Genomic DNA, 11555 nt, shown 5'->3' on the forward strand with positions numbered 1-11555 from the left:
CGGCTCCCACAGGGGTGATGTGCTGCCTTGAACTGTGGGAGCCGGCCTTGCCGGCGATGCGGCCCTAAAGGACACCCATGCCCACCCGCCCTGCGCTAGACCCCGTCACCGCCCGCTGGATCCCCTGGGTGGTGGCCATCGCCTTCTTCATGCAGTCCCTGGACGGCACGATCCTCAACACCGCCCTGCCGGCCATGGCCCGCGACCTCGCCGAAGACCCGCTGCGCATGCAGTCGGTGATCATCGCCTACATGCTCACCGTGGCCCTGCTGATCCCCGCCTCCGGCTGGATCGCCGACCGCTTCGGCACCAAGCGCATCTTCTTCGGGGCGATCCTGCTGTTCAGCCTCGGCTCACTGCTCTGCGCCCTGGCCAGCAGCCTCGGCATGCTGGTCGGGGCCCGCGTCATCCAGGGCCTGGGCGGCGCCTTGATGCTGCCAGTCGGGCGCCTGGTGGTGCTGCGCGCCTACCCGCGCTCGGAGTTGGTGCGGATCATGAGCTTCATCACCATCCCCGGCCTGCTCGGGCCCTTGCTCGGCCCGACCATGGGCGGCTGGCTGGTGGAGATCCTCAGCTGGCACTGGATCTTCCTGCTCAACCTCCCGGTCGGCGCCCTGGGCTGCTACGCGGTGTGGAAGTTCATCCCCGACCTGCGCGGCAGCGAACGCACCCGCTTTGACGGCATCGGCTTCGTGCTGTTCGGCGCGGCGATGGTGCTGATCACCATCGCCATGGAAGGCCTGGGCGAGCTGCACCTGCCGCACCTGCGGGTGATGCTCCTGCTGTTTGCCGGCATGGCTTGCCTGGCCGCCTACTGGCTGCGCGCCGGGCGCATCGACGACCCGCTGTTCGCGCCCAAGCTGTTCCGCACCCGGACCTTCTCGGTCGGCATCATCGGCAACCTGTTCGCCCGCCTGGGCAGTGGCGCCCTGCCGTTCCTGGTGCCGCTGCTGCTGCAGGTGGCGCTGGGTTACTCACCGTCGCAAGCGGGCATGAGCATGATCCCCCTGGCCGCCGCCGCGATGCTCGCCAAATCCATCGCCCGACCGCTGATCGAGCGCTTCGGCTACCGCATCATCCTCACCGGCAACACCCTGCTGCTGGGGCTTCTGCTGTGCAGCATGGGCCTGGTCAACGAGCACACTCCGTATGCCGTGCTGCTGGTAATGCTCGGCCTGCTCGGCGCGGTCAACTCGATGCAGTTCACCGCCATGAACACGGTGACCCTGATCGACCTCGACGACGCCAGCGCCAGCAGCGGCAACAGCCTGCTGTCGGTGGTCGCGCAACTGTCGCTGAGCCTGGGCGTGGCCTGCGCCGGAGCCCTGCTTGGCGGCTTCACCGCAGCCGGCAGCGCCGAGGGCGTGGAGAGTACGCTGGGTGCGTTCCAGCTGACTTTCCTGACCGTCGGCATCATGTCGATGCTGGCGGCGGCGATCTTCGTGCAGCTGGCCAGCACGGACGGAAGGCGTGCCCCTCGTCCGGAACCGGAACTGGAGCCTTAGGGCTAATGGCCACGAGGCTGGTACACTGCGCGACATTTTGTTTTGCAGGCCCGCCTCGTGACCACCATCGCCACCGAATTCGCCACCTTGCCGCTGTCCGCCGCCATGCTGGCCAACCTGGAAGCCCTCGGCTATGCCCAGATGACCCCGATCCAGGCGCAAAGCCTGCCGGTCATCCTCAAGGGCATGGACCTGATTGCCCAGGCCAAGACCGGTAGTGGCAAGACCGCCGCCTTCGGCATCGGCCTGCTCAACCCGATCAACCCGCGCTACTTCGGCTGCCAGGCCCTGGTGCTGTGCCCGACCCGCGAGCTGGCTGACCAGGTCGCCAAAGAGCTGCGCCGTCTGGCCCGTTCCGAAGACAACATCAAGATCCTGACCCTGTGTGGCGGTGTCTCGCTCGGCCCGCAGATCGCTTCGCTGGAGCACGGCGCGCACATCATCGTCGGCACCCCGGGCCGCGTGCAGCAGCACTTGAGCAAGGGCACCCTGGTGCTCGACGGGCTCAACACCCTGGTGCTCGATGAAGCCGACCGCATGCTCGACATGGGCTTCTACGACGCCATCGCCGACATCCTCGGGCAGACTCCGGAGCGTCGCCAGACCCTACTGTTCTCCGCCACCTACCCGAGTGGGATCAAGCAGCTGGCCTCGGCGTTCATGCGCAACCCGCAGCAGGTCAAGGTCGAAGCGCTGCACGCCGACAGCCAGATCGAACAGCATTTCTACGAGATCGCCCCGGAACAGCGCATGGAAGCGGTGACCAAGCTGCTGGGCCACTTCCGCCCGCAATCGTGCGTGGCGTTCTGCTTCACCAAGCAGCAGTGCCAGGAGCTGGTCGAGCACCTGCAAGCCAAAGGCATTGCCGCCGACTCGCTGCACGGCGACCTGGAACAGCGTGACCGCGACCAGGTCCTGACCCTGTTCTCCAACCGCAGCCTGTCCGTGCTGGTCGCCACCGATGTGGCCGCGCGCGGCCTGGATATCGACGCGCTGGACATGGTGATCAACGTCGAACTGGCCCGTGATGCGGAAATTCACGTGCACCGCGTCGGCCGTACCGGCCGCGCTGGCGAGAAAGGCCTTGCCGTCAGCCTGGTCGCCCCGTCCGAAGGCCATCGCGCCCAGGCCATCGAAGTGATGCAGAAAGCACCGCTGCGCTGGGAGCCGCTGGATGGCTTGAAGAGCCAGGGTGGTGCCCCGCTGGTCCCGGTAATGAGCACGCTGTGCATCGGTGCTGGCCGTAAAGACAAACTGCGCCCAGGCGACATTCTCGGCGCCCTGACCGGCGATGCCGGGATCCCTGGTGCCCAGGTCGGCAAGATCGCGATCTTCGACTTCCACGCCTTCGTAGCCGTGGAACGCGGGGTTGCCAAGCAGGCGCTGCAACGCTTGAGCAGCGGCAAGATCAAGGGCCGTGCGCTGCGTGTGCGGATCGTTTGATACGTTGCTGTTCTTGAGGGCCTCTTCGCCGGCAAGGCCGGCTCCCACAGGTTCGGGTGATTGCATACACCCCTGTGGGAGCTGGCCTTGCCAGCGATAGCTTCACCACCGATTCCGAGGATTACCGCTGTGCGTTCCACCGAAGTCATCATCATCGGCGCTGGCGCCGCCGGCCTGATGTGCGCCCTGAGCGCCGCCTACCGTGGCCGTCAGGTGCTGTTGCTCGACCATGCCAACAAACCGGGCAAGAAGATCCTCATGTCCGGCGGCGGCCGCTGCAACTTCACCAACATGTACACCGAGCCCAATAATTTCCTCTCGCAGAACCCGCACTTCTGCAAGTCGGCCCTGGCCCGCTACACCCAGTGGGATTTCATCGAGATGGTCGGCAAGCACGGCGTGCCCTATCACGAGAAAAAACTCGGCCAGCTGTTCTGCGACAACAAGTCCAGCGACATCCTCGACATGCTCCTGAGCGAGTGCAGCAAGGCCGGCGCCGAGCTGCGCATGGATACGCGCATCGAGCAGATTGAGAAGCTCGAAGCCGGTTACCTGTTGGAAACCAGCGCCGGCAAGTTCCAGTGCCAGTCACTGGTGATTGCCACTGGCGGCCTGTCGATCCCGACCCTGGGCGCCACCGGCTTCGGCTACCAGGTGGCCAAGCAGTTCGGCCACAGCCTGCTGCCGACCCGCGCCGCGCTGGCGCCGTTCACCATCACCGAGCCGGTGCTCAAGGGCATCTGCACGGAACTGTCCGGCAGCTCCGTGGACTGCATCGCCAGCTGCAACGGCAGCAGCTTTCGCGAGAACCTGCTGTTCACCCACCGCGGCCTGAGTGGCCCGGCGATCCTGCAGATTTCCTCGTTCTGGGACAGCGGCGACACCGTCGAGATCAACCTGCTGCCCGACCACGACGCCCTCGCCTGGCTGCAACAGCAGCAAGCCGAACGGCCGAACAGCGAGCTGAAAACCCTGCTGGGCGAACTCTTCACCAAGAAGATGGCCAACCTGCTGGCCGAGCACTGGTTCGTCTCCAAGCCGATGAAGCAGTACACCCCGGGCGAGCTCGCCCAGGTCGCGGAGAAACTTTCGGCCTGGCAGGTCGTGCCGGCTGGCACCGAGGGCTACCGCACCGCCGAAGTCACCCTGGGCGGCGTGGATACCCGCGAGGTCTCCTCCAAGACCCTGGAGTCGCTGAAAAGCCCTGGCCTGTACTTCATCGGTGAAGTGCTCGACGTCAGCGGCCACCTCGGCGGCTTCAACTTCCAGTGGGCCTGGGCCTCGGCTTACGCGGCCGCGCAGTTCGTCTAACCTTCGCGGTAGAATTCGCGCATCACGGAACAAATTTTGCTGGCAAGTAACCACGGCGGCGGCCTACCGTCGCCGTGACCGGCTCAATTTCGATCATCGCCCAAGGCCTGCCGCCCATCATGTCATCGTCTTCGTTCAGCCAATCGCTCCGCCGTCTGTGGGCCCTGGACAAATTCAGCTACAGCATCCGGGTACTCATCGCCCTTACCGGCAGCATGGCGCTGTGCTGGTACCTGGACCAGATGAGCCTGCTGATCCCGTTGTTCCTGGGGATTATCGCCAGCGCCCTGGCGGAAACCGACGACAGCTGGCAAGGCCGGCTCAACGCCCTGGCCGTGACCCTGGTGTGCTTCACCGTCGCCGCGCTCTCGGTGGAATTGCTGTTCCCCTACCCGATTGTCTTTGTCTGCGCCATGGCTCTGGCGGCCTTCGGCCTGACCATGCTCGGGGCGCTGGGCGAACGCTATGGCGCGATTGCCTCGGCCACCCTGATCCTCTCGGTGTACACCATGATCGGGGTGGACCAGCGCGGCGGCGAAGTCACCGATTTCTGGCACGAACCATTGCTGCTGGTGGCCGGCGCCGCCTGGTATGGTTTCTTGTCGGTCCTCTGGCAGGCGCTGTTCTCCAACCAGCCGGTGCAGCAGAGCCTGGCCCGGTTGTTTCGCGAACTGGGCCGCTACCTGAAGCTCAAGGCGACCCTGTTCGAGCCGATCCGCCAGCTGGACGTCGAGGCCCGGCGCCTGGAACTGGCCCAGCAAAATGGCAAGGTAGTGGCGGCGCTGAACGCCGCCAAGGAGATCATCCTGCACCGGGTCGGCAATGGCCGGCCAGGCTCGAAAGTCAGCCGCTACCTGAAGCTGTACTTCCTCGCCCAGGACATCCACGAGCGCGCCAGCTCCTCGCACTACCCGTACAACGCGCTGACCGACGCGTTCTTCCACAGTGACGTACTGTTCCGCTGCCAGCGCCTGCTGCGCCAGCAAGGCGTGGCCTGCCAGCAGCTGTCGGAGTCGATCCAGCTGCGCCAGCCGTTCGTCTACGACACCAGTTTTGCCGCCGCCCTGGAGGACCTGCACGCCTCGCTCGAACACCTGCGCATCCAGAGCAACCCGGCCTGGCGCAGCCTGCTGCGTTCGCTGCGGGCACTGGCGGCGAACCTGGCGACCCTCGACCGTTTGCTCAGCGATGCGAGCAACCCGGACAACCTCGCCGACAACAGCGATTCGAGCCTGCTAGACCGCTCGCCGCGCAACCTCAAGGACGTCTGGAGCCGCCTGCGCCAGCAGCTCACGCCCACCTCGCTGCTGTTCCGCCATGCCCTGCGCCTGCCGCTGGCCTTGTCGATCGGCTATGGCATGGTGCATTTGATCCACCCGACCCAGGGCTACTGGATCATCCTCACCACGCTATTCGTCTGCCAGCCCAACTATGGCGCCACCCGGCGCAAACTGGTGCAGCGGATGATCGGCACCAGCATCGGCCTGACCGTAGGCTGGGCGCTGTTCGACCTGTTCCCCAGCGCGGTGATCCAGTCGCTGTTTGCAGTGGCGGCCGGGGTGGTGTTCTTCGTCAACCGCACCACCCGCTACACCCTGGCCACGGCCTCGATCACCCTGATGGTGCTGTTCTGCTTCAACCAGACCGGCGACGGCTACGGGCTGTTCCTGCCGCGCCTGTTCGATACCCTGGTGGGCGGGCTGATCGCGATTCTGGCGGTGTTCCTGTTCCTCCCGGACTGGCAGGGCCGGCGGCTGAACAAGGTGCTGGCCAATACCCTGAGCTGCAACAGCACCTACCTGCGCCAGATCATGCAGCAGTACGCCCAGGGCAAGAGCGACGACCTCGCCTACCGCCTGGCCCGGCGCAACGCGCACAACGCCGATGCGGCGCTGTCGACGACCCTGGCCAACATGCTCATGGAGCCTGGGCACTTCCGCAAGGAAGCGGATGTGGGCTTTCGTTTCCTGGTGCTTTCGCACACTTTGCTCAGCTACCTGTCGGGCCTGGGCGCGCACCGCGACAGCCCACTGGCACCCGAGGTCCACGAGCAATTGATCGATGGCGCGGCGGCCAGCCTGGCGGCGAGCCTGGACGAGATTGCCAGCGGCCTGGCCAGCAAGACCCCGGTGGCCATCCACAGTGACGCCGAGGAAGCGCTGGCCAGTACCCTGGAGCAGATGCCGGAAGAGATGGACGAGAACCAGCGCCTGGTGCAGACCCAGCTCGCCTTGATCGGCCGTCAACTCGGCCCGCTGCGCACCCTGGCCGCGCACCTGATCAAGGAAGACGCCCCGGCCTGATTACAGGCCGTGGTTCTTCAGCAACGCGGCATAGCTGCCATCGGCCTTCATGGCGGCAATCGCCTGGTCGAAGCCGGCGACGATCTGCTCGTGCTTGGGGTTTTTCAGGCTGACCAGGATATGCAGGCTGTTCTCGCTGATCGGCTTGCCGAAGAACTCGACGCCGTCACGCACCCCCGCCGGTTCGCGCTGCAGGTAATAGCGCGCGACGTATTCGTCTTCCAGCGTCAGGTCGACCCGGCCGGCGGCCAGCATGACCACCGCCACTGAAAAATTGCGCACCGGGACTTTCTGCAACTTGAGGTCGGCATCGAACCTGGGGGTGTAGGCGTAGTCGCGCACCACCGCGATGGGGTAGCTGTAGAGGTCGCCCAGACGGTTGTAGGTCACCTCCTCGCCCTTGCGCTTGAGCAGGCGAATGCGGTTGGTCAGGTAGCCTGCGGAAAACTGCCCGATCAGCGTGCGCGAATCGTTGTACCAGGCGTTCACCAGGACATCGTAGCGGCCTTCGCCGATCCCCATGAGCGCCCGCGCCCAGGGGGCTTCTTCAAACTCGCTGGCAAACCCGGCGCGTTGCAGCGCCGTGCTGACAATAGCCGTTGCCACGCCGCCATCAGTCAGGTTGGCGCCGGTAAAGGGTGGCCAGGCATCCGCCACCAGTTTCAGTTTTTCGGCCTGCGCCGTATGGGCAATCGACAACATACCCAGCAAACCCAAGACTCGGAGCAGTGGCCGCATGCTCAAATCCTTTAGCGGAGACGAAGTCCGCAGCGATGTTCGACTGCCTGATTTTTTTGTAGTGTCAGAACTCTAGGTTGCCCGCTGAGATTACACAAAGTTCCGCGATCCGGGCAGCTTTCGGTAATGGCCAAGCGCCGCTATTTTGCGCGGATTCACATATGCCTTGATCCATGGCAGTTCTGCGGTCATCGCCGTGGGCGGTCGCAATGGTTATGATCGGGGCATCACGAGCGAGAGAAACGCCATGAGTACCGACTGGATTTGCAAGCATCACACCGACCTGGGCAAGGAGCAGCTCTACGCGATTCTGGCGTTGCGCACGCAAGTATTCGTGGTGGAGCAGAAATGCGCCTACCTGGAGACCGACGGTCAGGACTTGAGCGGCGATACCTGCCATTTGATGGCCTGGCAGGACGATGAGCTGGCGGGTTACTTGCGCTTGCTGGACCCGGAATCACAAGGTGGCGACGTGGTGATCGGCCGCGTGGTGATCGCGCCACAGGCGCGGGGCCAGCAGTTGGGGCACCTGTTGATGGAGAGAGGCCTGGCGTTTGCCGAAGAGAACTGGCCGGGGGTGCCGGTGTTCCTGTCGGCGCAGGCGCATTTGCAGGGTTACTACGCCCGCCACGGATTTACAGTGGTGGGTGAGGAATACCTTGAGGATGATATTCCTCACATCGGCATGCGTCGCGGCTGAAAGCATCTCGGGACGAGCCCGCTCCTACAGGAATGGTAGGAGCGGGCGCGTCCCGCGACAGGGCCCTCAAGGGTAGCCCAGCACTTCCTTGATCATGCGCAAATGCTGGGTAATCCAGCCCTTGTCGATCGCGCCCCAATCCCTGATCCGGTAATGCCCGGCATGGTTGCGCGCGCCTTCCTGCTGCTCGAACTCGCAGACGATATCCAGGTCCGCCAGGGCAGCAATGGTGTCCTGGGCGGTGCGCCGCGGCATGCCCGTGGCCTCCATCAGGGCCGGCACGCTGCTGGCGGTCTGGCTGTCGATCAGCCAGGCGACATACAGCCGGCGGTAAAAACTGGTCTTGGTCTTGCTTACGTCCATCGGCAGGTCCTTGTCTGTCAGTCGGCCCCTGGCAGGTCTCGCCAGGTCAGGTAAACGCGCAGGTCAAACTCCAGCTGATGATAGCCGGGCTGCATGTACTCGCAGAGTTGGTAGAACGCCTTGTTGTGATCGCTTTCCTTCAAGTGCGCCAGCTCATGCACCACGATCATCTTCAAAAACTGCGGCGCCGCCTCCTTGAACAGCGAGGCAATGCGGATTTCCTTCTTCGCCTTGAGCTTGCCACCCTGCACCCGCGAGACCGCGGTGTGCAAACCCAAGGCACGATGCGTCAGGTCCAGGCGGTTGTCGAACAGCACCTTGTCCAGGTTCGGCGCATTGCGCAGGTGTTCCTGCTTCAAGCCCTGCACATAGCCGTACAGCGCCTTGTCGCTCTGCACCGGGTGGCGCTCGGGGTAGCGTTGCTGCAGGTAGTCACCCAGGCGATTCTGGGCGATAAGCTGGCGCACCTGATCTTGCAGGTTGGCGGGGTAGGCTTGCAGGTACTTGAGGGCGGTCATCGGGCAAGTTGGCTGGGTGAAAGCGCCAGTCTACCCAACTAATCCGGCGGCCACTCGAAAAACCCCGGGAACGCCCACGCCTCGTTCGCCACCATCGGCCTGGCGACCAGGAAACCCTGGGCATATTCACAGCCGTTGGCTTGCAACCAGCGCGCCTGGGCCAGGGTCTCGACGCCCTCGGCAATCACCGTTAGGCCGTACTGGCGACACAACTCGATCACGCATTTGACCATCGCCGCATCGGCACTGGAGCCGGGCAGGCGCGCGACCATGTGGCGGTCGAGCTTGAGCGTGTCGATGGGCAGGTCACGCAGCATGCGCAGCGAGCAGTCACCGGCGCCGAAGTCATCCAGCGCCACCCTGACCCCCAATTCGCGCAGCTTGTTCAGTTGCTTGAACGCCGCATCGATGTTGTACATCAGCGAGGTCTCGGCGATCTCCACCTCCAGCTGCGACGGCGACAGGCCGTTGCTGATGATTACCCGCTCCAGCTCCTCGACCAGGTTGGGCATGGCAAATTGCACGCGGCTCAGGCTGATGCCCAGTACCAGCTTGTCCTCGAAACGCTCGCACCAACTGCGCCGCTGCGCCGCGCCCTGGCGGTAGATCCAGCTGGCCAGGCGGGAAATCAGCCGGGCTTCCTCCAGCAGCGGAATGAACAGCCCTGGCGGCACATCGCCGACGCTGGGGTGCTGCCAGCGCAACAACGCCTCGAAGCCGCGCAAATGCCCATCGCTGAAGGCCACCTGGGGCTGGTAGACCAGGCTGAAGTCCTGGTCCTCGATGGCATCGCGCACGCTGTTTTCCAGCATCAGGCGCGAGCGCGCACGGCCATTCAAATCCTGATCGTAATAACGGTACTGCTGGCGCCCGGCCTGCTTGGCAGCGTACATGGCGGTGTCGGCAGCGCGTAGCAGGCTGTCGATATGGGCGCCGCAATCCGGGTAGGTGGCAATGCCGATGCTGACCCCCAGGGTGATGTCCAGGCCGTCGATCTGCTGGCAGATGGACATGCGCTCGATCAGGCGTTCGGCAAAGCGCGCCGCATGTTCGGGGTGTTCCAGGGTATCGAGCAGCGCGGTGAATTCATCACCGCCCATGCGCCCGAGGATGCCATGGGCGCCCAGGCATTCCTTGAGCTGGTCGGCGACCCAGTGCAATACGCGGTCACCGGCTTCATGGCCGAGGGAATCGTTGACCCGCTTGAAACCGTCCAGGTCCAGGTACATCAGGGCCTGGGACTTTTGCGAATGCTCACTGCGCAGCAGCGAGCTTTCCGCCGCCTGGTAGAAGCCGCGACGGTTGAGCAGGCCGGTCAGCGGGTCGGTCACCGCCTGGTATTCCAACTGCTGGTGCAGGTTGCGCACCACCGACATGTCCAGCACCGTAACCACCATGGCGTGCTGCTCGCCAGGCAACGCGGCGCACGACAAGGTCACCGGCAGTGCGCGGCCCGAGGCCGTGCGCAACACCGCGTCGTGCAGCCGGTAGATGCTGCGTTCCAGGTACGCCTGGTAGAAGGCGGACTCACGCCACAAGGTGGCCCCGGGGGACTGCACAAAGCCCAGCAGGTCGGTGCCTTGCAAGGCTTCGACCGGGGCTTCGAGCAGGCGCGAGATGGCCGGGTTGGCAAAGCGGATGCTGCCGTCCTCGCCCACCACCAGAATGCCTTCGGCGGCGTTTTCCAGCACCGAGGCGTTGAAGGCCCGGGCGGCTTCCAGGTCGCGGCTCAGTTGCTGCAAGGCGCGGCGGTTGCGCTGCTGTTCAAGCAGGGCCTGGATCTTGGGTTTGAGGATTTGTGGGTCGAAGGGTTTGAACAGGTAGTCGACTGCGCCGCTGGCATAGCCCTTGAGCATCGCGGCCTGGGTCTGTTCATTGGCCGTGAGGAAGATGATCGGGGTCAGCCGCGTTCGCTGGCTGCCGCGCATCAGGCGGGCGACCTCGAAACCGTCCATGCCGGGCATCTGCACATCCAGCAGGACCAGGTCCACTTCGTGTTCCAACAAGGCACTGAGGGCTTCCGTGCCGGAGCTGGCGGTCAACACCTGCCAGTCCTGACGTGCAAGCAAGGCTCGCATGCTGATCAGGTTTTCCGGGTAGTCGTCGACGACCAGTAGCACCGAGCTGTCTTCGTGAGTCTGAGTTTGCGCGCAATCCATGCTGCTTCTCTTCTGGCACCGACGTCAGATTTCGGTAGAAATTTGAAGCTTCACTCTAGACCTGGCTGACCCAAAGCTGAAGTAAGCACAATGCCATCACCGCCATAATCCGGGTTTTACCGACTAACGGTATAAATTGGATCCCAAAATCACCTCAAACCTGTAGATACCGTCTTGCCCGTCACCGGGCAAGTGCTAACTTCGGGTCATAAGGTTGTCCCGATTTCAGCACCCCAAAGACGATATGCAGCATTTTGCGCATCACGGCACAGACGATCTGCTTGCCCGCTTTTCCTTTAGCCTTCAAACGGGCCTTCATCGCCATCATTGGCTCACTCATGTTCATTGCTGTGATGCTGGGTAGATACAACGCCTTACGTATGCGCCCTGAGCCTGCCTTACTGATCGGGGTTCGGCCTTTGAAGGTCCCAGACTCCGCCAGCTGTGGGTTCAAACCCGCAAATGAAACGACCGCGCGGGCGCTGCGAAACTCCGTAGGATCACCCAGTTCAGCA

10 protein-coding genes are annotated in these 11555 nt (G+C 64.0%); 5 read left to right on the plus strand and 5 right to left on the minus strand.

Annotated elements, in window-relative coordinates; translation table 11 throughout:
- Positions 1-77 precede the first annotated feature (77 nt).
- From mdtD to yccS, 4 genes are all read left to right on the plus strand, one after another.
- Positions 78-1505 carry a multidrug transporter subunit MdtD gene (gene mdtD / locus M5G11_RS22450; protein WP_273913714.1) on the plus strand — a complete coding sequence of 476 codons (1428 nt, stop codon included), beginning with the start codon at positions 78-80 and terminating at the stop codon, positions 1503-1505.
- A gap of 105 nt (positions 1506-1610) precedes the next feature.
- The gene (gene dbpA, locus M5G11_RS22455; protein WP_273913721.1) at positions 1611-2948 is read left to right on the plus strand and encodes an ATP-dependent RNA helicase DbpA; all 1338 of its coding nucleotides are present in this window, start codon (positions 1611-1613) and stop codon (positions 2946-2948) included.
- A 129-nt stretch (positions 2949-3077) separates the two neighbouring features.
- The gene (locus M5G11_RS22460) at positions 3078-4259 is read left to right on the plus strand and encodes a BaiN/RdsA family NAD(P)/FAD-dependent oxidoreductase (RefSeq protein WP_273913715.1); all 1182 of its coding nucleotides are present in this window, start codon (positions 3078-3080) and stop codon (positions 4257-4259) included.
- Positions 4260-4378: 119 nt separating this feature from the next.
- Entirely contained in the window at positions 4379-6562 is a 2184-nt protein-coding gene (gene yccS / locus M5G11_RS22465) for a YccS family putative transporter (RefSeq protein ID WP_273913722.1), read from the plus strand.
- Here yccS and M5G11_RS22470 read toward each other — a convergent pair whose 3' ends face one another.
- Entirely contained in the window at positions 6563-7300 is a 738-nt protein-coding gene (locus M5G11_RS22470; RefSeq protein WP_273913716.1) for a substrate-binding periplasmic protein, read from the minus strand.
- A gap of 247 nt (positions 7301-7547) precedes the next feature.
- Here M5G11_RS22470 and M5G11_RS22475 point away from each other — a divergent pair, with 247 nt between their 5' ends.
- Entirely contained in the window at positions 7548-8000 is a 453-nt protein-coding gene (locus M5G11_RS22475) for a GNAT family N-acetyltransferase (protein WP_273913717.1), read from the plus strand.
- Positions 8001-8066: 66 nt separating this feature from the next.
- Here M5G11_RS22475 and M5G11_RS22480 read toward each other — a convergent pair whose 3' ends face one another.
- From M5G11_RS22480 to M5G11_RS22495, 4 genes are all read right to left on the minus strand, one after another.
- Positions 8067-8363 (minus strand): winged helix-turn-helix domain-containing protein, encoded by a 297-nt coding sequence (locus tag M5G11_RS22480; protein WP_273913718.1) that lies wholly within the window; start codon positions 8361-8363, stop codon positions 8067-8069.
- Positions 8364-8380: 17 nt separating this feature from the next.
- The gene (locus M5G11_RS22485; protein ID WP_273913719.1) at positions 8381-8881 is read right to left on the minus strand and encodes a M48 metallopeptidase family protein; all 501 of its coding nucleotides are present in this window, start codon (positions 8879-8881) and stop codon (positions 8381-8383) included.
- Positions 8882-8919: 38 nt separating this feature from the next.
- Entirely contained in the window at positions 8920-11040 is a 2121-nt protein-coding gene (locus M5G11_RS22490; protein ID WP_273913720.1) for a putative bifunctional diguanylate cyclase/phosphodiesterase, read from the minus strand.
- 181 nt (positions 11041-11221) lie between these two features.
- Positions 11222-11555, minus strand: a 334-nt coding sequence (locus tag M5G11_RS22495; protein ID WP_273925369.1) for a transposase, incomplete at its 5' end; no start/stop codon positions are given.

This window comes from Pseudomonas fontis (genome assembly GCF_028656955.1).
GTDB classification, from domain to species: Bacteria; Pseudomonadota; Gammaproteobacteria; order Pseudomonadales; family Pseudomonadaceae; genus Aquipseudomonas; species Aquipseudomonas fontis.

Coding starts and splice junctions, on each gene's coding strand:
- mdtD (WP_273913714.1), top strand. CDS start 78: ATGCCCACCCGCCCTGCGCTAGACCCCGTCACCGCCCGCTGGATCCCC.
- dbpA (WP_273913721.1), top strand. CDS start 1,611: ATGCTGGCCAACCTGGAAGCCCTCGGCTATGCCCAGATGACCCCGATC.
- yccS (WP_273913722.1), top strand. CDS start 4,379: ATGTCATCGTCTTCGTTCAGCCAATCGCTCCGCCGTCTGTGGGCCCTG.
- M5G11_RS22470 (WP_273913716.1), bottom strand. CDS start 7,300: ATGCGGCCACTGCTCCGAGTCTTGGGTTTGCTGGGTATGTTGTCGATT.
- M5G11_RS22475 (WP_273913717.1), top strand. CDS start 7,548: ATGAGTACCGACTGGATTTGCAAGCATCACACCGACCTGGGCAAGGAG.
- M5G11_RS22480 (WP_273913718.1), bottom strand. CDS start 8,363: ATGGACGTAAGCAAGACCAAGACCAGTTTTTACCGCCGGCTGTATGTC.
- M5G11_RS22485 (WP_273913719.1), bottom strand. CDS start 8,881: ATGACCGCCCTCAAGTACCTGCAAGCCTACCCCGCCAACCTGCAAGAT.
- M5G11_RS22490 (WP_273913720.1), bottom strand. CDS start 11,040: ATGGATTGCGCGCAAACTCAGACTCACGAAGACAGCTCGGTGCTACTG.